This window comes from Pseudoalteromonas sp. NFXS39 (assembly GCF_040148775.1).
Lineage (GTDB): Bacteria > Pseudomonadota > Gammaproteobacteria > Enterobacterales > Alteromonadaceae > Pseudoalteromonas > Pseudoalteromonas apostichopi.
The window spans coordinates 479,614-501,733 of sequence record NZ_JAGDEC010000002.1; the positions used below are offsets into that span (position 1 = coordinate 479,614).

Below are 22,120 nucleotides of genomic sequence, written 5' to 3' on the forward strand. Positions count from 1 at the left end.
TCAATCAAAAAGTGTTGTTATCTTTTTTCTGAATTAACTCAATCGCATAACCATCTGGGTCTTTAACAAACGCGATTTCAGTTGTGCCGCCTTTAACAGGACCCGGCTCACGACTCACATTACCGCCAGCAGCTTTAATGTCTTCGCAAGCTTTATAAATATCATCAAACTCAATAGCAATATGACCGTATGCATTACCTAAATCATAGCTGTCTGTATCCCAGTTATAAGTAAGCTCAAGCACTGTCGAATCTTTTTCATCACCATAACCGACAAAAGCAAGGGTGTAGCGGTACTCTTCGTTGTCTGCACGACGCAGCTCTTTCATACCTAATACCTGCGTATAAAATTCAATTGATTTGTCTAAATCAGCAACGCGAAGCATTGTGTGTAATAAGCGCATTTTTAGCATCCTCTTTCTTGTCTTTAAATTCGCACAATTCTAATAACGCAGTGTGGTATAAGGCTGCGCGTTAAAATTATCAAAAATGGATTATAAGTTATTTCGATTGCTTGCACAGTAGCATTGAGACAAATCGCAAAGTCCATGCTGTAAAATTAATAACTAAGCTTTGGTATAAAGAAGGTAATGATATGCAGCAATGGGAGAGCTATTGCTGCATAACAATGAGGTATTTGAGATATAAGCGTACGTTTAGCTTTTCACTTTACCTTTCAGTACATAGATTTCGCCATCAAAACTCCCTTGGATTGTCAGACCTTGTCCCGCCAACTCTTTAAGATATTCGATATGCTCATTAGTGATATGTTGCCCCGGGACTAACAGTGGGATACCAGGAGGGTAAGGCGTCACTAATCCGGCACAGATTCGGTTGTTACTTTTACTAATCGGCACAGATTCACGTTCACCATAGAACGCATCACTTGGGATACAAGCCAAGTCTATAGCAGGTAAGTTTTCTGGTAAGCGAGTGCGCCTCATTGTGGTGGCTAGCTTCACTTTACCACTGTCGAGTTTTTTCAGTGCATTGTAAAGACGAATGATCTTTGAGCGTGTACCGCCAAGAGTTAGTAAAACTAAGATAGTACTGTGAGTATACTTTTCAATTTCAAGGCCAATTTCATCTAATAGGAATTTATGAATATCCTTTAATGAATAAGGTAGCTCACTAATATCTATAAGAATTTTTAGTGGGTCGTGGCCCATGTTATCGCCACGAAAATGTGGGAATATATCCATGAAATCTTGCTTATCGAGCACTTTTATATGTTTTAGGGAAGCCATTTGTTGCTTAAATTCTGCAACGTGATTCAGTAGGGCATTCAGTAATTTATAACCTTCCATTTCTAATTGTTTTTGGCATACATCTAGCGAAGCAATGAGCTGATATTTTGGCGAGGTACTGGCGTAAATACTGTAGATCTCACGAAAGAAATCGGCATCAAAATCAGGATCGTTAACATGAATATAAGATGCTTGAGAGAACGCTGAAACCACTTTATGTGCCGAATGGGTAACATAGTCCGCGCCAGCATTAATCGCCGAGTAGTGGCGTAAACTCGGGTGAAAAAGTGAATAAGCAAACCAGGCTTCGTCGATAAACACTTTAATACCGTGCTGATGCGCAAATTCAACCACTTGCTTTAAATCACTAAGCAGGCCATCGTAAGTACAGCCTGTTAAAACCAATAATTTAGCATCGGTATTTTGTTCAATTGCTTGCTTAATGTCAGCCAGTGACGGTGGTGCGAAGATACCATATTTAGGATTCAAAATACTCGACAAGTAGATAGGTAAACTAGCCGATTGCAAAATGCCATAATGCACTGACTTATGGCAGTTTCGGTCTATTATCACCTTATCGCCTTTACGTAGCAAAGTTTGCAAAATAATTTTATTTGAAGTAGATGAGCCGTTGGTAACAAAGTAGGTATGTTTTACTTCAAATGTCGCCGCTGCTGATTCTTGAGAGCGGCCTATAGTGTTGGTACTGTCTGACAATGAGCCAAGCGAATCGACAGAAACAGACAAGTCGCCAACAAACACATTACGGCCATAAAACTGATAAAAGTCTTTAATATAGGGAGAGTTTCTAAAGCTAGCACCGCCACTGTGCCCAGGTGTGTGCCATGAATCGTTTGATTCACTTACATAACGACGGTAAGCGGTCCAAAATGGGGTTTCTGATCTGTCATCAAAGTCATTGATCATATAGCCCAAGATTGCTTCAGGGTCTGAAATGACCTCGTCTTTAAAAAAGAAAGATTCAATTTCTTCAGACTCGTTGACTATTTCCAAGCCTTTCGTATCGTCACCGATAACATAGACTGGCAGTTCAAGACGGATGCCTTTTAGTTGCTCGATAAAGCGACTATAGGTGCGTTCGCCATTGTTTAATACATCCCAACTAAGCACTACAGCTTGAATATCACCATCTTCCTCTACATAATTCAACGCCTGCTTGAGCTCAATGCACTCAACAATCTCGATATCAACATCAGTACGTTCAAAGTTAGGGATTGTTCTTGCTAGGTTCGTTGAAAGCTCTTTTAAGGTGGCAGGATCTTGCTCAATTAATAAGATACGAAGTAAAGGTAACATAGCAACTCTCATAAAAAATTCACATTACTCAACAGCATAACGAAAGGATGGAAGCTTGTGAAATTAATACATTGATATTTTTGTTTCGATACAGGGTATGCTTTTTTGCGTGTTAATCGCAGATAGTTGAAATTACATGTTCTTACTGTAAAAGTAATCGCTAAAGTAAAAGGTTAATTGAGCACTGAGTGATAAAACCACTCAAGCCAGATACAGCTAAAAATAAAGGCAAGCTTCCAAGGGAGAATAAAACATGGCGTATGTTGCCAATTTCAAAACCGTAGTCATCTCGACATTGTTTGCGTTTTGTACAAACGCGGTCAATGCAGATGAAATTTCAGATTCAAACAACAGTAAAAAGTCGATACCCGAAGCCACAAAATTTGTTACGCAGCATAAAGGCACTTTCAATGGCAAAAAGCTGAAATACAAAGCTGTAGCAGGTGAAACTTATTTATTAAACAAAAACGAACAGCCAACAGCTGCTATTTTTTCGTTTGATTACATAGCCTCAGACGGCAACAAAAATAGACCTGTTACATTTATCTGGAATGGTGGCCCTGGCTCATCGTCTAATTGGTTACACATGGGGGCTTATGGCCCCAAACGAGTTGTTGTACCAAGCGATGCAACATCTCCTGGAATGGCTCCTTACGAATTAAAAGAAGCGCCTGAGACGATTCTAGATGTGACTGATATGGTGTTTGTGGACCCTGTTGGTACAGGTTACTCACGTGCATTAGGTGACACTGAAAGCAAAGCCTTTTGGGGCTTGAATGAAGATGCATCTTCTATCGCTGATTTTATTGCCCAGTGGCTGACGAAAGAAAATCGCTGGAATGCACCAATATTTTTATTGGGAGAGAGTTATGGTACAACTCGAGCAGCAGCGGTTTCTAAAGTGCTTATGGATAAACACCTGATTAATGTAAATGGCATTATTTTTGTTTCACAAGCTTTAGACTATCAAGGTTCAAGCCCTTATGTAGATGACAATATCATTTCTTACGTCACTTACATACCCACACTTGCTGCAACCGCTTGGTATCATAAAAAAGTAGACACATCAGGAAATTTTGAAGCATTCATTGATGCTAGCCGAAAATTTGCTGTAGATGAATTACTGCCTGCACTATTTAAGGGTAATGCGCTCAGTAAAGCTGACAGAGCGCTAATTGTTGATGGACTTCACCGTTATACAGGGCTAAGTAAACAATATATTGAACAGGCTGATTTACGCATTAACGCCTTTAGATTTGCAAAAGAATTATTGCGTGATGAGGGCGTTGCCGTTGGCTTTCTTGATGGACGTTATAAGCTTGATGAAAGAGATGATCTAACAGCAGCTCCTAAGCAAGACGCTTCGAAAGTTATAGGGCCGGCATATAAAGCGGCACTGATGAAATACATGCACACAGACTTAAACGTGCAGTGGAAAAGAAAATACTTAAATCCTGGCGACCCTGAGTTATCTGATAATTGGCGCTGGCGAACTGCTCCTGACGGACAAGGTTGGGAGCCAACATACGTCAACACAGCACCGGATCTATCTTATGTTCTTCGTAGTAATCCACAGATGAAAGTGATGGTTGCCTCTGGATATTACGATATTGTTACCCCATTTTTTGATGCTGAATACACTTTAAATAGACACGGTATATACGCTGATAAAATTGACTATCACTATTATCACGGCGGTCACATGATGTATGTTCACGAACCAGCAAGATTATCGTTGTTAAATGATACGCGAGAGTTTATTAAAAAGCAGGTGAGCCGAAATCCACTATAACGGCTGGGCAGATTGTGCCAAACCCTTTGTTTGGCACAATGTGCAAAATGAGTTTGCATGGGGATAGAAAAAGAAGAAGTGGGGAACATCACCTTTAGATTATTTGCTTTCGAGTAGACTTCAACTACTCAGTCTTTTCTTTAAACTCACACAAATCTTCAATATTACAACTGCCGCATTTAGGCTTACGAGCAGTACACACATAGCGGCCATGCAGGATTAACAAGTTTAGGTACCACTTCTTCTAGTTTTTGTTCTACAGCAACTACATCTTTACCCATGGCAAACTTAGTGCGGTTAGAAACGCGGAAAAAATGCGTATCAACAGCAATTGTCGGCCCGCCGAAGTATACTGAAAGTAGATTTAGATGATTGCGCTAAAATAGGCTGCTTTGAGAGGCCAATGGCCGTTGTTAACGATTAAGTTGTCTAGTCTATTTGTTTGATAATCTTAGATACTTCAGTGTTTGGTTGATTAAAAATCGATTCTTTCGATTCCTGTATAGAAAGTAATGTGATCAATTTGTTAATTATTTAGTAACCTATCGCTGTTTTATCGTTATAATGATAGTGACTTAATAGGTGAGTGAATGTGAGCATCATTTTTATAATTTTAGTTTTGACACTGTTGTTTACCTTTATAAAAATTAGACAGTATCAAATAGAAGTGCGTGCTGCTAGGTTCGATAAACAGCGTGCTGACATCGTTAATAAAATAGCAAAATGTATCAGCTCTGAATTAGCGCCGAATCAAATAATAACCATTGCGCTAAAGGATATAGCCCAATATTTCCCTATGTATCGTGTATCCTATTCTACTATTTCACCTCAAGGGATTTTATCCGTACATAGCTGTATACCCACTGAAAACTCACCCTCTATCGAAGGCATAGAAGCTGATTTAACTATTGCTCCGCAATACCTCGCAGCGCTAAAAAAACAAAAAATATTGGCGATTGATGATGTCGAAACCAACTCACTTATAGCGCCATTAAAAGACGCTATGATAGAAGGAAAGACCAGAGCTGTACTGGATGCTCCTATCAATGTAAAAAATAATGTCGTCGGTTTATTTTGCTTGGACAGTGCATCAACTCAACACTGGTCGGCCAGTGAAATTGAAATAATAAAAGAAGTTACTTCTTACATTGAAATTGCAATTCGCCAAGCGAACTATGTGATTGATATTGAGCAAATGGCAGCCAAATTAAAAAAATATAATCATAGTCTTGAAGAGCAGGTTAAAGCCCGTACGGCAGAGATCGAAATAGCCAAGAAAAAAGCTGAAACACTTGCCTTAACGGACGAATTAACACAGCTTCCTAATCGTAGAGCTTTTTATCAAATGGCTGAATGTCAGCATTCACAAGCTGTACGTTATTGTCATTCGTATTGTGTAATGATGTTTGATATCGATAACTTTAAGTCTATTAACGATACCTTCGGCCACGCTGCTGGTGACAAGGTGCTCTGTTCACTTGCCGATTTAGTGCGAAAAATTATAAGAAAGTCCGATGTTATCGGGAGAATAGGCGGCGAAGAGTTTGCGATGATGCTACCTGAAACTGAAATAGAAGAGGCAAAAGACATGGCTGAACGTCTTAGAGCACATGTAGAACAATGCCAAGTAAAATTTGAGCAACAAACTATTCGTTTTACCTTATCAATAGGTGTCGCCCAGCAGCCAGATTATAAACAAAGTTTTGACTCTATTTTAGCTCAAGCAGATACTGTGCTTTACCAAGCTAAAGCCTCAGGTCGAAATAAGGTAAACTGTACTGCCTGAAGAAATATTGTGGCTGCGTTTTTCGAAAAACCGAGAGTGAGCTGCATCTACTTTTTATGAAGAGAAGCTTTCATTTAGAAGTACTGTGCTTATTGAGGGGTGTTATCACGTCAGGGGTGATTGTATGCCCATCACTTACTTACCGAAGCCGCCCCTTAATGGGTGGTCTAAAGGTGCTGACTGAGTTTGAGTAATACAACAATGAAGTCTTTGATTACTCAGTTTTATCCTTAAACTCACACAAGTCTTCAATAATACAACTGCCGCATTTGGGTTTACGTGCAGTACATACATAACGACCATGTAAAATGAGCCAGTGGTGCACATCGACTTTAAATTCTTTAGGTACTACTTTTTCTAATTTTTGTTCTACAGCAACTACATCTTTACCCATGGCAAACTTAGTGCGGTTAGAAACGCGGAAAATATGCGTGTCTACAGCAATGGTCGGCCAGCCAAAGGCACAGTTTAAAACAACATTCGCGGTCTTTCTGCCAACACCCGGTAATGCTTCGAGTGCTTCACGATTCTCTGGTACTTCTGAGTTATGTTTATTGACCAGAATCTCACACATTTTATAGACATTATTAGCTTTAGAATTAAATAAACCAATGGTCTTAATGTAATCACGAAGGCCTTCAAGGCCCAAATCAAGAATCGCTTGAGGCGTGTTAGCAACAGGGAAAAGCTTACGTGTGGCTTTATTAACCCCCACATCTGTTGCTTGTGCTGATAAGGTAACAGCAACTAATAATTCAAACGGGCTTGAATATTCAAGCTCTGTTTCTGGGTGCGGATTTTGTTCACGAAGACGAGATAAGATCTCGTAGCGTTTTTCTTTATTCATGGTGGCGTAAAGCACGCAGTGACGGTGCGCGCTCTCCTTTAAGTTAAACTCGTTACTCGGGCTCTTGGGCCTTTTTCTACTTCTGGAGTAACAACTTGCTTAGATTTTATTTGTGTATCAATGACATTTTTTGCAGCAATCAATAAACCAAGTCCCAAAAAGGCACCCGGAGGTAAGATAGCTAATAAAAATTGGTTATCAAAACTGAATACTTCAATTCGAAGTGCTGCAGCCCATGGTCCTAATAGTAAATCGGCACCATCAAACAGCGTACCTTGGCCAATAAGCTCTCGCATCGCCCCTAATACCACTAAAACTAGCATAAAACCAAGACCCATCATCAGTCCGTCAAAGGCTGAAAGTGGCACGGTATTTTTAGAGGCGAATGCTTCTGCGCGACCGATAATGGCACAGTTAGTAACAATAAGCGGAATAAAAATCCCCAGTGATTGGTAAAGCCCAAATGTATAGGCATTCATCATCAGCTGCACAATGGTTACAAAGCCTGCGATGATCATCACAAAAACAGGGATACGAATATCTTTAGGCACCCAGTTACGTACTATCGATACGGTTACGTTAGAGCCAACCAGTACCAATAAAGTCGCTAATCCAAGGCCTAACGCATTGGTAATCGTTGATGTAACGGCAAGTAGCGGGCACAAGCCTAATAACTGAACAAGGGCAGGGTTATTGGCCCACATACCATCTTTAAACAAGGTTCTAACTTGGCTCATTACTTGGCTCCTTGACAGATGTTTGGTGCAGCAAACAGATTATCAAATTCAGCTTGGGCAAAAAGTACCGCTTGTTTAACTGAGCCGACAACAGCACGGGGTGTGATCGTAGCACCGGTGAATTGATCAAACTGGCCGCCATCTTTTTTAACCGCCCAGCGGTTGTCATCTTCACCCAGTACATTTTGGCCTTTGAAAAGGGTGATCCAGTCAGACTTCTTGATCTCGACTTTATCGCCAAGACCCGGCGTTTCTTCGTGTTTAGTGACACGGACACCGGCTATTTCGCCATTGGCAAAAACTGCTGTTAATAAGTTGATATCGCCGCTATAACCACTTGGTGTTACATGGCGCATCACTAAAGCATAAGGCTTATTGTCTTTGTAGGCGCGGTAAATAACTTGCTCTGGGCGTGGACCTAAGCGCTCATCGGTGATCACAACACAATCTTTATAGAGCTGATTGTCGTAATGATGGGCATCAAGTACTTGCTGTAGCTGCTCTGCAAGTTGTTGCTTTTCTTGCTCTTCAATACGCTCAGCGGTCAGGCTATGAGTCAGGGCCACAGTGCCTGTGGTAATGAGCGCAAATGCAGTAAGAATAGCGCCGTTTTTAGTCATTGAGGAAAGGATCATTATTTCATCCCATGGCCGTAAGTTCGTGGTTGCGTGTAGTAATCAATTAAAGGCACCGCCATATTTAACAGCAATACACTAAATGCCACTGCATCAGGGTAACCACCAAAAGTACGAATTAAGTAAACAAGCAAACCAATTAACGCGCCGTAGATTAAACGCCCTTTATTAGTTGTTGATGCAGAAACAGGATCCGTGGCAATGAAAAATGCCCCTAACATAGTCGCACCACTGAATAAGTGAAATACCACACCTGGTTCTGTGCCAGGGGCGGCGATATAACCTATACCACTGCACACGGCTATCGAGGCTAAAAAGCTAACAGGGATATGCCAATTAATGATTTTAGCTTTTAATAAATAAAGACCACCGATTAAAAAGCCGAGGTTAACCCAGCCCCAGCCAAGACCAAACCAGTCGTTAAAAATTGGTTTACTCATGCTTTCAGCCACCGTTAGGTGATGGGCGACATCTGTTTTAACGGTATCAAGCGGTGTTGCCATAGTTGTGCCATCAATTGCTACACGTAATTGATCGACACTAAACCCAGCGCTGGTAAAGCCATTGAAAATAACAGACAGCTGTTGTGAGAAGCTAATCGGAGATGCAAGTAAATCACTCACAGGTAACCAACTAGTCATTTGCACCGGAAACGATACAAGTAGTAATACATAAGCCGCCATAGCAGGGTTAAATAAATTAAAGCCAAGGCCGCCATAAAGCTGTTTTACAATAACAATTGCAAACATACAGCCAATTACGATAATCCACCAAGGCGCTAAAGGTGGAATACTCAACGCCAGTAATACGCCCGTTAACCAAGCACTGCCATCACTGAGTGTTGGCCAAACTTTGCGCTTACGAAGAAGCAATACAGCGGCTTCAAAGGCGCTTACTGTTATAAGTGCGAGAATAAGCTGAATTAAAACGGCTGTGCCAAAAAAGTACACTTGGGCAATTAAGCCAGGAATACACGCAGCAATCACCGTCATCATTAATCGACTTAATGATTTATGGCTATGATTATGCGGCGAACTCGCCATGGTTAGTTTCATGACTTATCGTTTCCTTCTTGTTGTAACTTTTTAGCTTTAGCTTTTGCAATTGCACGGGCGACTGCTGCTTTTTTCTTATCTTCGCTAGACTCAGGTTCATCAGATTGCGGTTTGGCATCTGCCTCATCACTTGAATCATTTATTTGCTCTGAATAATTGTCACTCTGCGCTTGCTCTTTAGCGGCTTTTTTCGCTTTGGCGCGAGCGATAGCTGCAGCAACGGCGGCTTTTTTCTTATCTTCGCTAGACTCAGGTTCATCAGATTGCGGTTTGGCATCTGCCTCATCACTTGAATCATTTATTTGCTCTGAATAATCGTCACTCTGCGCTTGCTCTTTAGCGGCTTTTTTCGCTTTGGCGCGAGCGATAGCTGCAGCAACGGCGGCTTTTTTCTTGTCTTCTCTAGATTCAGTAGTATCAGACTGCGGCTTGGCATCTGCCTCATCACTTGAATCATTCGTTTTCTCTGATGAACCGTCACTCTGCGCTTGCTCTTTAGCGGCTTTTTTCGCTTTAGCGCGAGCTATGGCTGCAGCAACAGCGGCTTTCTTATCATCAACTGGTGCGCCATCTTCTTCAGCTTCAGTTTGGTTTTTAGCAGATTGCGCGGCTTTTTTAGCTTTAGCGCGAGCTATGGCTGCAGCAACGGCAGCCTTTTTGTCATCAACTGGTGCGCTATCTTCTTCAGCTTCAGTTTGGTTTTCAGCAGCTTGAGCGGCTTTCTTCGCCTTTGCACGAGCGATAGCAGCTGCAACAGCGGCTTTTTTGTCATCTTTTGGTGCTAAGTCTACTTCTGCGTTATCTTCTTTAGCTTGCGCGGCCTTTTTCGCTTTAGCGCGGGCAATAGCGGCAGCAACAGCAGACTTTTTATCGTCTTTATCGACGCCTTCTTCACCTTGCTCTAGTGCTTTTTGCTCTTTATATTTACGTGCTTGTTCTTTACGCGCAGCACGCTCTTTAGCTATTTCAGAGTTATCAGGCTCAAGCTCTGCACCCTGCTTTTTCGCTTTAGCACGCGCGATAGCAGCAGCGACAGCTGATTTACTCTCTTTGTCATCAGATTTAGTTTTAACTCGTGCTAGTGCATCGGCCACTTTTTGTTTTTCGCTATCTGACTTAGCAGCTGGCTTACGTTTGTGGCGGTTTTGACGTTCTTCTTGTTCGCGCTCTAAACGTTCTTTACGTGCTTCAAAACGCTCCTTTGCACGCTCTGCTTTGATTTGCTCTGCTTGCTGTTCTTTTATTTCTGCTTTAGCAACACGATAGTACTGAACGAGTGGGATTTCGCTTGGGCAAACATAAGCACAGGCGCCACATTCAATACAATCGAATAAATTGTGCTCGTTGAGTTTGTCGTATTCTTTAGACTTAGCAAACCATTGTAATTGCTGCGGTAACAATGAAGCTGGGCAGGCGTCAGCACAGGCACTACAACGAATACAGGCTTTTTCCTCACCCGGCTCAGCAAGCTCTTGGTGATCTGGCGCTAAAATACAGTTCGTCGTTTTAACGACACCAATTCGCACTGTTGGTAGGGTAAAGCCCATCATCGGGCCGCCCATTACAACACGTTGTTGTGGTACTGGTGAAAAACCTTGGCAATCTAATAAATGTTTAATTTCAGTGCCCAGTAAAGCCCACACGTTACCCTGTTTATGAATGGTGTTACCAGTTACAGTCACCACACGCTCAATCAGAGGTTTACCCTCATGCACAGCTTGATTTACTGCAAACAAGGTACCGACATTTTGCACTAACATACCAATATCAGCTGGAATACTGCCACTCGGGACTTCTTTGCCAGTTAGCAATTTAATCAGTTGTTTTTCACCGCCAGAAGGGTAAACCGTTGGCACTGTTTGCACTATTATGCTGTCGTTATGTTCAGCTGCTTTTTTCATAGCAGCAATGGCTTCTGGCTTATTATCTTCAATACCAATAATTGTGAGCTGCGGGTTTAACAGCTGCTGCATTAATTCAATGCCCGCGATAATACCATCAGCATGTTCGCGCATTAGCATGTCATCAGCGGTGATATATGGCTCACATTCGACGGCATTGACAATTAAAAACTCAATGTCTTTACGTATATCTGCTTTGACATAAGTAGGGAAGCCAGCGCCGCCCATACCTGAAATACCGCTTTGATGAATAATATCCACAAGCTCATCATGCGAAAGTGCTTTGGTATCAGACACAGAACGAAGCTCGCACCATTTATCTTCACCATCAGGTTCAATGATAACGCTAAGTTCTGGCAGCGCTGATGGGTGAGCAGATGGCATTGGGCAAATATCGCTGATCAGCCCAGATGTTGGTGCGTGTACTGGCACTGACCAATTCCCGCTTGGTTTCGTTAATGCTTGGCCTTTAAGTACCTGTTGGCCTTTTTCAACAATGAGTTTGCCGTTAGCGCCAATATGTTGTTTTAGTGATACAACAAGTTTGTCAGGTAGTGGTAGTCTTACGATTGCTTGCGTAGTTGATTGCTGCTTTTGACCCGGTGGGTGAATACCTCCAGGAAATGGCCACACTTTACCTTGTTTAATTTGATCTATTAGCTTTTCCATCTGTGCTCCTAATCTACCTGAGTCACAGGGATTGCGTTTAATTGCCATTTCCAGGTTTGTTTAGTTTCTTTTACGGGCAACATATCAATACAGTCTACAGGGCAGGGTTCTACACATAAGTCACAACCGGTACATTCATCAATTAACACGGTATGCATTTGACGCGTTGCACCGACAATGGCATCAACAGGGCAGGCTTGAATACATTTGGTACAGCCAATACATTCATCTTCACGAATATAGGCGACTGTTTTAATCGGATCAGCTTGCTCACCGCCTGCAAGTGGTTTTGCTTCAACACCCATTAAATCAGCTAATTTTTTTACAGTTGCTTCGCCGCCTGGTGGGCATTTATTTATTTCATCGCCGTTGGCAATCGCTTCAGCATATGGGCGACAGCCAGGGTAACCACATTGGCCACATTGTGTTTGCGGTAAAATGGTATCAATTTGGTCAACTATAGGGTTGCTCTCTACGCGAAAACGCACGGCAGCGAAACCTAAAATTAAACCAAATATTAGCGCTAATGAACCTAACGCTATCAAAGCATAAAACAAGGTCATATTAAAACTTCACTAATCCTGTAAAACCCATAAAGGCCATCGACATAAGGCCTGCAGTGATCATCGCAATAGAAGCACCCTTGAAAGGAGCAGGGACATCAGCCGCAGCTAAGCGTTCACGTAATGCAGCAAACAGTATTAACACCATAGAAAAGCCCACTGCGGCACCAAAGCCGTAAACAGCGGATTGCAAGAATGAGTGGTCTTCTTTGATATTAAGTAGGGCAACGCCTAATACAGCACAGTTAGTGGTGATAAGCGGTAAGAAAATCCCTAATAAGCGATAAAGTGTCGGGCTGGTTTTTCTAACCACCATTTCGGTAAATTGCACGACAACAGCGATAACCAAAATAAAGCTCATGGTACGCAAAAACTCGATATCCAGCGGGATCAAAATATAATGATTTACTAGATAACTAGTCACGGAGGCAAGTGTAAGTACAAAGGTTGTGGCTAAGGACATACCAATAGCGGTATCTAACTTACCCGACACGCCCATAAATGGGCATAAACCTAAGAATTGAACTAAAACGAAGTTGTTGACTAGCACGGTGCCAATCAATAACAAGACATACTCTGTCATGCGTGCCTCACGAGAATAAAAACGACCCTATTATCCTTTTTTCTGGGGGCTGACACAACACATGAGGGACGAATAGATAAAATTAACAAAGCTGTTTACGATTAAAGTGTTAAAGCTAAGTTAATAGATAGAATAGGCCCAAAAACAGTAAGGTTTTTTGGGCCTTTAATAGGGGGGTTAAATGTCTTTTGGTTTTTCGATGTAATAGCCTTGCACACCATCAAGACACAGAGTTTCAATGATATGTTTTTCTTCTTGGCTCTCTACACCTTCAGCAAATACACTCACTCCAATACGGTGGGCAAGATCAACCATTAAGCGCATAAAATATTGATTATTTTTATCTTCTTCAAGGCCGCGGGTATAACTTGCATCCATTTTGATGAAATCAGGTTTTAAATCTCTAAAGAATTTAAATGACGTTAAACCAACACCAAAACGCTCTACAGTGATACGCGCACCGACACGATGCACCATATCGATAAAGCGCTTACTTGCTTTAATATTTTGTTGCAAGCCAAACTCGCTCACTTCAAATATAAGCTTAGAGGCGATATTACTGTCTTTTAGTAGGCGGCGCTCAAGCCAGATCACAAATTGATCATTATGGGCGCTTGATGCGGTAACATTGATTCCAAAGAATTTCTCAGAAAAATTACGGGTTTTAATTTTTTCTAAGCTGGTGTCAATGATTAAGCGGTCAATTTCCATAGCCATTTCTAGCTTTTCGGTCATAGCAAGAAAAGAGGCAGTTGGTAGCATTTGATTTTCTGCGGTTTTGAAACGAACCTGAATCTCTGCATAGGCCTTCACACTTTTACCAATTGGCATAATGTTTTGCATGACCAAGTGAACACGTTTGGTTTCGATCACTTCGTTAATCACTTTACGCCAGTTTTGGTTACCAAAACCAGCGCTAGCATTATTTACAAGGTCAGTCTCGCGTTGAACATGCCATGCGTTAGCTTGCTTTGATTGCGCCATACTCATCGCATTATCAACAATAGATAATAACTCTCCTAAAGGTTTACCTTTTTCGTAACCGACAATACCTGTGTTCGCGACTGAGCTTAATTCTTGATTTTGTTGATACTGAGTAAATCGAGACTGTAAGTTATCACCAAAACGTTCCGCTTCTTTTAGTGGGGTATTGGGCAACACAACTGCAAAGTCTGAGCTGTTTAAACGAAACACTTGGCTACCAGTATAAGTACCACTGATATGTTTAATTATATCGGCCACGCTTTTAACATAATCATCACCTTTTTGGTAACCACGAGTTTGGTTGATGGCTTGCAGCTCGCTACAGCGAACCATCGCAAGTGAACCAAAAGTACTTTTTTCTGCGTTTTCGATATTCTTTTCGTAGTACTCAACAAACATATTACGGTTGCCAAGGTTAGTCACTACATCTTTATAAGCTTCTTTTTTGATGTTCAGCGCATTGTTTTGAATATCGTCGTGTTTAGTTTGTAAAAAGTGAGAAAGGCGGTTGAATGAAGGGATTAAATCTTTGCTTAACTTTTTTAGGCTAGTTGTATCAATTGATTGTTCTAGGTCATCATCAATTTGGTTTTGATTAATATAAATATCAACTATATCTGCAACTGTAGTGCTAATTTTACGATTAAGGCGGCGGAACATGCTCTTCATATAGATAATAGGAAGTAGGGCAATCAAGCCTGAAATTAAAATAACAACAAATAGAGCCTGTTGTAATAAGCTTGCGAGATTATGCGCATTAATTGTGAATTCAACCTTTATATCAGATGCTTGGTTAACGGCAAATTGAGGGCGAATTGAGTTAAACGTAGCATTTACAATTTCAGCAAATATGGGTAGGGGTTGACTTGATTCAACTGAGCTAACTACTTGGCCCGCTTGATCACGGATCACAAACTTAGAAAAAGTACTGCCATCGGCAAGCGCGTGTTTAATTTTTTCTGGTGCTAGTTCATCTAATGTCTGAGTATTTATATAAGCACTAACGACATTTTGTGCTTTTTGCTGAGCATCACTGACAGCACTGTCGAAACTAAGGGCAATAAAATAACCACCTAATAAAGCAAAAAGCAGCCAAGATATGAGTTGTATAAATATAAGTTTTTTAAAGCCAGCCATGTTCTTATCTTATAAAAGCCTAACGGAAGGAATCAATTCCTTGATTGATCGCTTTAATTACAGTCATTACATTCTATCGTAAAAAATAGAAAAAACTTTAGAAATAACTTTAATGTAGGGTAGATTATAAGCGCTTTAAAGTCTAATACAATCGAAGAATAGTAGTAGATAAACCTGATTATTTTCTGTGAGTTGGCTCCCCCTCCCCGACTCGAACGGGGGACCTGCGGATTAACAGTCCGTCGCTCTAACCAACTGAGCTAAGGGGGAACTAAATAGAGTAGTAGGGTGCTATGATTTGGCTCCCCCTCCCCGACTCGAACGGGGGACCTGCGGATTAACAGTCCGTCGCTCTAACCAACTGAGCTAAGGGGGAACAATCATATTCATAAACTTGGCTCCCCCTCCCCGACTCGAACGGGGGACCTGCGGATTAACAGTCCGTCGCTCTAACCAACTGAGCTAAGGGGGAATCGTTTATGATTGAAAAACTTGGCTCCCCCTCCCCGACTCGAACGGGGGACCTGCGGATTAACAGTCCGTCGCTCTAACCAACTGAGCTAAGGGGGAAGCGTCATGCCTTTCAACGGGGCGAAATATTAATGACAGCATTGCAAAGTGTCAACATAAAAACTTCATAAATTCAAAAAAGAAGCTTATTCGATGTTTTTATGTTCGATCTGCGCAAAATGTAGCTGAAAACCACTGCATTTTTTAGCTTGTAGTAGGGGACCTATGTCGAAAGCTTTTATTTTTTGCATGCTTTTTAAACAGAAGCATCATTTTAAAAGTATAAAAAAGTTTCTTTGCTTAGATATTCTTTACCAAGTTGAGTAAATCATCATTTATCCAATGTTTTATTCTAACTATGAAAATCAGATCTAATTCTTTTTGTTTGAAGTTCTCCGAGCGTAATTTTTTCTTTGTATTTACTGTGTAGGACTAGTAAAGATTTTTCTATTCTTTGCAGAGAAACTCAAAAATGATCTGAATTCAATAGAAGTAAACTCATTTTTAGTGCTGTATTTCATATGCTTAGCATATGAAATTTTATAGAACTTTAATTGTCATACTTAACTTTATAATAGGGTAGAACAATTTTTACGCGTTCTTTTCTAGAAACTTATAAAAAGGTTAAAACAATAGGCTTTGTTACTTTTCCTATACAGAGATGAACATCCACCTTAGAAGCCTTTATATTTGCGGCTTCTAGAGAGTTATCCACGGTTTCTGTGGATAACTCTGTTTATTAAACTTTAAGAACAGCTATAGTACTAGGATTTTAGGGCGCTACAGCAATTTCAAGCATTTAATTAAGTTTTTTTATTTTGTTATAAATCAATTGCTTAGTATTTTTATCTGAAGCCATGCTGAATTGATAAGTAAATTTATTCGTGACGATGAAATAGCGCGATTTGTTGTGTAAAAAAACAGCGAAAACTGCCTTTTAATTGTAACAAAGCTATTAAAGTTGTTTTTATATTGTATTTTATGAGGGTTAGTGGTTATTTTTATGTCAAAGTGTCAAAAGTGATAGTTTTGTGTATCAATTTTGATTCTGCTAATAAAGCATAGCTTGCAAGAGAAGGATGCTTTAAACTAACAGGTTCAGAAAAAGAGGCAAAGTATCCCCATGAGCGTGAAACCGCAGAGCAAAACTAAACCTGATCTTTTAAACTCACCCATTCTGCCAACCTTAAAAAAAATGACCATTCCGATGATCTTTGGAATGATCACCCTAATGATGTTTAACCTTGTTGACACCTTCTTTATTAGTTTACTAGGCACTGAACCTCTCGCCGCTGTCAGTTTTACCTTTCCTGTTACTTTTACTGTTATTAGCCTTGCAATTGGTTTAGGTATAGGCACTTCAGCGGTTATCGCTAAAGCCCTCGGTAGTGATAAGTTAGATGAAGCTCGCTTTGATGCCAGTATGTCATTGTTGGTATCGGTTGTGATGGTGTTTAGTCTTTCTGTGATGGGCTATCTTCTGATAGATCCTATTTTTAAGTTACTTGGTGCTGGTGAATTAGTATTACCGCTTATTCATGAGTATATGAGTGTATGGTTCCTTGGCAGCGTGTTTTTAATTACACCTATGGTTGGCAACTCAGTACTTAGAGCAAGTGGTGATACCAAAACTCCGAGCATTGTTATGGGTGGAGCGGGGCTGATTAATGCTATTTTAGACCCCATGCTTATTTTTGGCTTTGGGCCTATTCCCGCATTAGGTATACAAGGCGCAGCAATTGCCAGCGTTATTGCGTGGTCGGTTGCAGTGGTTATCATTTTATATATTCTAGCAATTAAAAATGGCTTATTGAGTTTGCATGCTGGTTTGCAAACACCATTTAGCTCAATTCAAAAAATTCTTAAAATTGGTTTACCAGCGGCGGGGGCAAATATGCTTACACCAATAGCAATGGCGGTAATTACGGCATTAGTGGCTAAGCATGGTCCTGAAGCTGTAGCAGCGTTTGGTGTTGGAAGTCGAATTGAGTCTATCGCAAGTCTTGTTGTGCTTGCTTTATCGATGACTTTACCGCCATTTGTTAGTCAAAACTTTGGTGCCGGTAAGTTTGAACGTGTAAAAGAAGCCTACACTAAAACCTTAAAATTCGTGATGATTTGGCAGTTTGCTATTTATATTTTACTGCTATTAACTTCTGGCTTGATAGCTAATGTATTTGGTAAAGAGCAGGCGGTAATGGATGTTATTAAGCTGTTCATTTATATCCTACCGCTAAGTTATGGCCTACAAGGGGTAATTATTCTATCGAACTCTTCATTTAACGCATTACATAAACCGATGAATGCGCTTATTTTAAGTGTAGTACGTCTGTTTGTTTTTTACGTGCCTTTTGCTTATATCGGCAGTGAGTTTGCTGGGTTAAAAGGGTTATTTATTGGCGCGGCTATAGGTAACCTATTTACTGCGGTGGTTGCCTATAGATGGTTTATCAAAGAAGTTGATGGGTTAAGTGAGTCTTATGTGAAGGAGTGTCATTCATGAGCGACCATTTTCAGCTAGTTTCTAAATTTCAGCCAAATGGTGACCAACCAACGGCGATTGCACAGTTAAAAGACGGTCTTGAGGCTGGGCTTGCACATCAAACATTATTAGGGGCTACAGGAACGGGTAAAACCTTCACTATGGCCAATATCATTAATGATTTGAATCGGCCAACCATTATCATGGCACACAACAAAACACTCGCAGCTCAGCTTTATGGGGAAATGAAAGAGTTTTTCCCTCATAACGCGGTTGAGTATTTTGTTTCTTATTATGATTATTACCAGCCAGAAGCCTATGTTGTTGCTAGTGATACATTCATTGAAAAAGACGCCTCTATCAATGAGCATATTGAGCAAATGCGTTTAAGCGCTACTAAAGCGCTACTTGAGCGTCGTGATACGATCATTGTGGCTTCGGTGTCTGCTATTTATGGTTTGGGCGATCCAGACTCATATATGAAAATGATGCTACTGCTTAAAGTTGGAGAAACTGTCGATCAACGCGACATGCTGCGTCGTCTTGCTGAATTGCAATATACTCGAAACGATATTGAATTTAGCCGTGGTACATATCGTGTTCGTGGGGAAGTGGTTGATATATTTCCTGCAGAATCTGATACTTATGCCGTTCGTGTGGAGATGTTTGACGATGAAATAGAGCGTTTAAGTATTTTTGACCCACTTACTGGGGCTGTTGAAAAGCACATTGTACGCGCTACTATTTACCCAAAAACGCACTATGTTACGCCGCGTGAAAAAATTCTCGATGCTATTGATAAAATAAAAGATGAGCTTAAAGACCGTCGTTCTCAGCTACTTAGTGCCAATAAACTTGTAGAAGAGCAACGTATTGCTCAGCGCACTCAGTACGATATCGAAATGATGACCGAGCTTGGTTATTGCTCAGGAATCGAAAACTACTCGCGTTACTTATCTGGCAGAACGCCAGGCGATCCGCCGCCAACATTGCTTGACTATTTGCCTGATGACGCATTAATGATTATCGATGAATCGCATGTTACGGTATCGCAAATCGGTGCTATGTATAAAGGTGATAGAAGCCGTAAAGAAAATCTTGTTGAGTATGGCTTTCGCTTGCCATCGGCGTTAGATAACCGCCCATTACGCTTTGAAGAATTTGAAGCAATCGCGCCGCAAACTATTTATGTGTCAGCCACCCCAGGTGACTTTGAGCTTGAACGCTCGTCAGGGGAGGTTGCAGAACAGGTCATTCGTCCAACCGGGCTTATTGACCCAGAAATTGAAGTGCGCCCAGTGGGCTCACAAGTAGATGACTTACTCTCTGAAATATACAAACGAGTTGAGGTCAACGAACGGGTATTGGTAACTACTTTAACCAAGCGTATGGCTGAAGATTTAACCGACTACCTAAATGACCATGACGTAAAAGTTCGTTATTTGCACTCAGATATCGATACCGTCGAACGGGTTGAAATTATCCGCGATTTACGTGCAGGTGTGTTTGATGTGTTAGTGGGCATTAACTTATTACGAGAAGGTCTCGACATGCCAGAGGTATCCTTAGTAGCGATACTTGATGCCGATAAAGAAGGTTTCTTACGCTCTACTCGTTCACTGATCCAAACCATAGGTCGTGCTGCACGTCACTTAAATGGTAAAGCGATTCTTTATGGTGACCGCATTACTAAATCAATGAGACAAGCCATTGATGAAACAGATCGCCGCCGTGAAAAACAACAAGCTTATAATCTTGAGCATGGTATTGAGCCGCAAGCTTTGGTTAAAAGCATCACCGATATTATGGATGTGGGCGAAGAAGCAAGCCCTAAAGACAACCTTAAATTGGTGCGTAAAGAGTCTAAACAAGTACTCAGTGCAAAAGAAATTGCCAGCCAAATTAAAGAGCTTGAAGCGAAAATGCATGCCTATGCTAGCGATCTTGAATTTGAAAAAGCGGCATCTGTGCGTGATGAAATTCACGAATTACAACAACAGTTAATTAACTAAAGATTATGACAAACGATTTTTCTGCCATTTTAAATGCTTTAGCAGAGGCTCCTCTCGCTACAAATGAATTATGCCGTGTATTTCATGGCCGTGGCCACTCCGTGGCTGAGCTTAGTCACATTAACTTAGACTTTTATCCGCCAGCACTTTTTTTAGTTTCATATGAAGAAATAGATGAACAAGTGCTTGAGCAATTAACTAATACAGTGTGGCAATGGGCGCAAGTAAACGCACCAGAGCTTGTGACTGCATTGGTTTACCAACAACGCTGTGGGATTAATACCCGAAATTCTCTTCTGTTTGGTGAATTACCACAAGAGCATCTTGTTAGTGAAAATGGTATTAAGTTTAAAGTAGATTTACTTAGTCGCCAAAATACCGGTATATTCCCTGATATGCGCCGTGGTCGAGAGTTTGTCCAAGCTAATAGTAAAAACGCAAAAGTGCTAAACTTGTTTTCTTATACTTGTGGCTTTTCTGTTGCTGCAATGCAGGGTGGTGCTGACCAAGTTATTAATATGGATATGAATAAAGGCGTGCTTAGAACGGGTAAACAAAACCATCAGTTAAATGGTTTTGCTCAAGGAGTTAGTTATTTCCCACACGATATTTTAAAGTCATTCGGCAAGTTAAAAAAATCAGCACCTTATGAATTGATCATTGTTGATCCACCGAGCTTTCAAAAAGGAAGCTTTATATTGACTAAGGATTATCAAAAAATCCTGCGTCGTTTACCTGAACTGTTAAATGAAAACACCCAATTATTGCTTTGTGCTAATAGCCCTGAGCTTTCAGAGCAGGCGTTTAAAGAGCTAATTGCTGAGCATACGCAAGGGGCTATTTTTTTTGTTGAGCGTTTAAAACCGACAGATGGCTTTGTTGAAGTAGACAGTGATCGAAGTTTAAAAGCCTTAGTCTATAAAACAGCAAATTAATGGCATTGAGTAAACGACTATCAGCCATCGTTGATGTGGTTGATTCAGGCTATGACGAAATCTGGGATTGCTGCTGCGACCACGGTTTGTTAGGAATTGAGCTTTTACAGCAAAATAAAGCACAGCTTATACATTTTGTTGATATTGTGCCTGAGTTGATGCAAGCACTAAATGACAAACTGGTGCGCTTTGCCACTAACGAGCAATGCGGTCGCTGGCAAGTTCATTGTCAGGATGTTGCGATGATTTCCCCTGATCCAAATAAACGTCATCTTGTTATTATTGCGGGTGTTGGTGGTGAGCTATTGGTGCAATTTTTAGCGAAGATTGTGGGTCATCACCCAGGTATTCATATTGACTTTATTGTTTGCCCTGTACATCACAGTTATCAAGTTCGCCGCTATTTGCAAACACTCTCATTAGGGCTCGTATCAGAACAGTTGATTTGTGAAAATAAACGCTTTTATGAAATCATAGCTATGAGTGCGTCATCATCGAAACAGGTTACTCGAGTTGGGCAGCAAATGTGGCAACTAACAAGTAAAGAGCACCAAGCCTATTTAAAGCAGTTATGTGCTCATTACCAACGCATGTTAAATCAAGACGCGGCTTATTATCAGCCAGTGCTTGATGAGTACTCAGCTTTATTATTGTAATTAAAGTTTATTAATTTCTTGTTTTACGCTGTAGCTAGAGTCAGTGACAATGGCTTCGAGCGTTTGTACACGTTCTCTTAACTCTTGTAGTTCTTTTGTCACTTCGGCAACATGTTCGTTTGCTTCTTTTGAATTTTTTAAAGTCCGTGATTTAAACTCAAGGTGTTTTTTATACATATCATAAATTACCCCAGAGCCGACTGATATCAGCACGATTAACACCACCATGGTAGTACCTGACATACTATTCTCCTTCCATATTTAGTACCTAAT

17 protein-coding genes, 4 tRNA genes and 1 pseudogene are annotated in these 22,120 nt (G+C 40.8%); 6 read left to right on the plus strand and 16 right to left on the minus strand.

What is annotated here, in order from left to right:
- Positions 1-4: 4 nt before the first annotated feature.
- Both gloA and J3455_RS05740 read right to left on the minus strand, forming a co-directional pair.
- The gene (gene gloA, locus J3455_RS05735) at positions 5-403 is read right to left on the minus strand and encodes a lactoylglutathione lyase (protein ID WP_054553771.1); all 399 of its coding nucleotides are present in this window, start codon (positions 401-403) and stop codon (positions 5-7) included.
- 252 nt (positions 404-655) lie between these two features.
- Positions 656-2,563: an aminotransferase class V-fold PLP-dependent enzyme gene (locus J3455_RS05740; RefSeq protein ID WP_167659214.1), complete on the minus strand. Its 1,908-nt coding sequence runs from the start codon at positions 2,561-2,563 to the stop codon at positions 656-658.
- Between the two features lie 253 nt (positions 2,564-2,816).
- On the opposite strand from J3455_RS05740, the gene J3455_RS05745 reads away from it, so the two are divergent.
- A complete protein-coding gene (locus J3455_RS05745; RefSeq protein ID WP_286257855.1) occupies positions 2,817-4,355 on the plus strand; it encodes a S10 family peptidase in 1,539 nt (512 codons plus the stop codon).
- A gap of 124 nt (positions 4,356-4,479) precedes the next feature.
- On the opposite strand, the pseudogene J3455_RS05750 reads toward J3455_RS05745, so the two are convergent.
- Positions 4,480-4,717 (minus strand): annotated as a pseudogene (locus J3455_RS05750) (endonuclease III domain-containing protein); the annotation flags it as partial.
- 230 nt (positions 4,718-4,947) lie between these two features.
- On the opposite strand from J3455_RS05750, the gene J3455_RS05755 reads away from it, so the two are divergent.
- Positions 4,948-6,141 carry a sensor domain-containing diguanylate cyclase gene (locus J3455_RS05755; protein ID WP_167659215.1) on the plus strand — a complete coding sequence of 398 codons (1,194 nt, stop codon included), beginning with the start codon at positions 4,948-4,950 and terminating at the stop codon, positions 6,139-6,141.
- Between the two features lie 214 nt (positions 6,142-6,355).
- Here J3455_RS05755 and nth read toward each other — a convergent pair whose 3' ends face one another.
- From nth to J3455_RS05815, 12 genes are all read right to left on the minus strand, one after another.
- The gene (gene nth / locus J3455_RS05760; RefSeq protein ID WP_130051851.1) at positions 6,356-6,988 is read right to left on the minus strand and encodes an endonuclease III; all 633 of its coding nucleotides are present in this window, start codon (positions 6,986-6,988) and stop codon (positions 6,356-6,358) included.
- A 38-nt stretch (positions 6,989-7,026) separates the two neighbouring features.
- Positions 7,027-7,725 (minus strand): electron transport complex subunit E, encoded by a 699-nt coding sequence (locus J3455_RS05765; protein WP_349561318.1) that lies wholly within the window; start codon positions 7,723-7,725, stop codon positions 7,027-7,029.
- Entirely contained in the window at positions 7,725-8,360 is a 636-nt protein-coding gene (gene rsxG / locus J3455_RS05770; protein ID WP_239977959.1) for an electron transport complex subunit RsxG, read from the minus strand. Before rsxG ends, J3455_RS05765 begins: the two co-directional genes overlap by 1 nt.
- Positions 8,360-9,415, minus strand: coding sequence for an electron transport complex subunit RsxD (gene rsxD, locus J3455_RS05775; protein WP_349561320.1), 1,056 nt, complete (start codon positions 9,413-9,415; stop codon positions 8,360-8,362). The genes rsxG and rsxD overlap by 1 nt, the downstream gene beginning before the upstream one ends.
- The gene (gene rsxC, locus J3455_RS05780; protein WP_349561321.1) at positions 9,412-11,985 is read right to left on the minus strand and encodes an electron transport complex subunit RsxC; all 2,574 of its coding nucleotides are present in this window, start codon (positions 11,983-11,985) and stop codon (positions 9,412-9,414) included. The genes rsxD and rsxC overlap by 4 nt, the downstream gene beginning before the upstream one ends.
- A gap of 8 nt (positions 11,986-11,993) precedes the next feature.
- On the minus strand, positions 11,994-12,548 hold the full coding sequence (gene rsxB, locus J3455_RS05785) for an electron transport complex subunit RsxB (protein WP_054553690.1): 555 nt from the start codon (positions 12,546-12,548) through the stop codon (positions 11,994-11,996).
- 1 nt (position 12,549) lies between these two features.
- Positions 12,550-13,131, minus strand: coding sequence for an electron transport complex subunit RsxA (gene rsxA / locus J3455_RS05790; RefSeq protein ID WP_054553689.1), 582 nt, complete (start codon positions 13,129-13,131; stop codon positions 12,550-12,552).
- Between the two features lie 177 nt (positions 13,132-13,308).
- A complete protein-coding gene (locus tag J3455_RS05795; protein ID WP_130051846.1) occupies positions 13,309-15,252 on the minus strand; it encodes an EAL domain-containing protein in 1,944 nt (647 codons plus the stop codon).
- A 193-nt stretch (positions 15,253-15,445) separates the two neighbouring features.
- A tRNA-Asn gene (locus J3455_RS05800) sits at positions 15,446-15,522 on the minus strand.
- Between the two features lie 29 nt (positions 15,523-15,551).
- Positions 15,552-15,628, minus strand: a tRNA-Asn gene (locus tag J3455_RS05805).
- 19 nt (positions 15,629-15,647) lie between these two features.
- Positions 15,648-15,724: transfer RNA gene (locus tag J3455_RS05810), tRNA-Asn, on the minus strand.
- Positions 15,725-15,745: 21 nt separating this feature from the next.
- Positions 15,746-15,822 (minus strand) — tRNA-Asn (locus J3455_RS05815).
- Positions 15,823-16,885: 1,063 nt separating this feature from the next.
- Between J3455_RS05815 and J3455_RS05820 the strand changes: the two genes are divergently transcribed.
- The 4 genes from J3455_RS05820 to J3455_RS05835 are packed head-to-tail and all read left to right on the plus strand — an operon-like array spanning position 16,886 to position 21,847.
- Complete coding sequence (locus J3455_RS05820) at positions 16,886-18,265, plus strand: MATE family efflux transporter (RefSeq protein ID WP_130051845.1); 1,380 nt, start codon at positions 16,886-16,888, stop codon at positions 18,263-18,265.
- Positions 18,262-20,256 (plus strand): excinuclease ABC subunit UvrB, encoded by a 1,995-nt coding sequence (gene uvrB / locus J3455_RS05825; RefSeq protein ID WP_130051844.1) that lies wholly within the window; start codon positions 18,262-18,264, stop codon positions 20,254-20,256. Before J3455_RS05820 ends, uvrB begins: the two co-directional genes overlap by 4 nt.
- A 5-nt stretch (positions 20,257-20,261) precedes the next feature.
- Positions 20,262-21,191 (plus strand): class I SAM-dependent methyltransferase, encoded by a 930-nt coding sequence (locus tag J3455_RS05830; protein ID WP_349561325.1) that lies wholly within the window; start codon positions 20,262-20,264, stop codon positions 21,189-21,191.
- The gene (locus J3455_RS05835; RefSeq protein WP_286257878.1) at positions 21,191-21,847 is read left to right on the plus strand and encodes a tRNA (adenine(22)-N(1))-methyltransferase; all 657 of its coding nucleotides are present in this window, start codon (positions 21,191-21,193) and stop codon (positions 21,845-21,847) included. Before J3455_RS05830 ends, J3455_RS05835 begins: the two co-directional genes overlap by 1 nt.
- Here the strand turns inward: J3455_RS05835 and J3455_RS05840 are convergent, their stop codons facing one another.
- Positions 21,848-22,090 (minus strand): hypothetical protein, encoded by a 243-nt coding sequence (locus tag J3455_RS05840; protein WP_054563649.1) that lies wholly within the window; start codon positions 22,088-22,090, stop codon positions 21,848-21,850.
- Positions 22,091-22,120: the final 30 nt, after the last annotated feature.

Bases quoted from the DNA above. Each gene is read 5' to 3' on its own strand.
- uvrB (WP_130051844.1), top strand. From the start codon at position 18,262: ATGAGCGACCATTTTCAGCTAGTTTCTAAATTTCAGCCAAATGGTGAC.
- J3455_RS05740 (WP_167659214.1), bottom strand. From the start codon at position 2,563: ATGTTACCTTTACTTCGTATCTTATTAATTGAGCAAGATCCTGCCACC.
- J3455_RS05835 (WP_286257878.1), top strand. From the start codon at position 21,191: ATGGCATTGAGTAAACGACTATCAGCCATCGTTGATGTGGTTGATTCA.
- J3455_RS05795 (WP_130051846.1), bottom strand. From the start codon at position 15,252: ATGGCTGGCTTTAAAAAACTTATATTTATACAACTCATATCTTGGCTG.
- J3455_RS05745 (WP_286257855.1), top strand. From the start codon at position 2,817: ATGGCGTATGTTGCCAATTTCAAAACCGTAGTCATCTCGACATTGTTT.
- rsxA (WP_054553689.1), bottom strand. From the start codon at position 13,131: ATGACAGAGTATGTCTTGTTATTGATTGGCACCGTGCTAGTCAACAAC.
- J3455_RS05820 (WP_130051845.1), top strand. From the start codon at position 16,886: ATGAGCGTGAAACCGCAGAGCAAAACTAAACCTGATCTTTTAAACTCA.
- rsxC (WP_349561321.1), bottom strand. From the start codon at position 11,985: ATGGAAAAGCTAATAGATCAAATTAAACAAGGTAAAGTGTGGCCATTT.
- rsxG (WP_239977959.1), bottom strand. From the start codon at position 8,360: ATGATCCTTTCCTCAATGACTAAAAACGGCGCTATTCTTACTGCATTT.
- nth (WP_130051851.1), bottom strand. From the start codon at position 6,988: ATGAATAAAGAAAAACGCTACGAGATCTTATCTCGTCTTCGTGAACAA.
- J3455_RS05765 (WP_349561318.1), bottom strand. From the start codon at position 7,725: ATGAGCCAAGTTAGAACCTTGTTTAAAGATGGTATGTGGGCCAATAAC.
- J3455_RS05830 (WP_349561325.1), top strand. From the start codon at position 20,262: ATGACAAACGATTTTTCTGCCATTTTAAATGCTTTAGCAGAGGCTCCT.
- J3455_RS05840 (WP_054563649.1), bottom strand. From the start codon at position 22,090: ATGTCAGGTACTACCATGGTGGTGTTAATCGTGCTGATATCAGTCGGC.
- rsxD (WP_349561320.1), bottom strand. From the start codon at position 9,415: ATGAAACTAACCATGGCGAGTTCGCCGCATAATCATAGCCATAAATCA.
- gloA (WP_054553771.1), bottom strand. From the start codon at position 403: ATGCGCTTATTACACACAATGCTTCGCGTTGCTGATTTAGACAAATCA.
- rsxB (WP_054553690.1), bottom strand. From the start codon at position 12,548: ATGACCTTGTTTTATGCTTTGATAGCGTTAGGTTCATTAGCGCTAATA.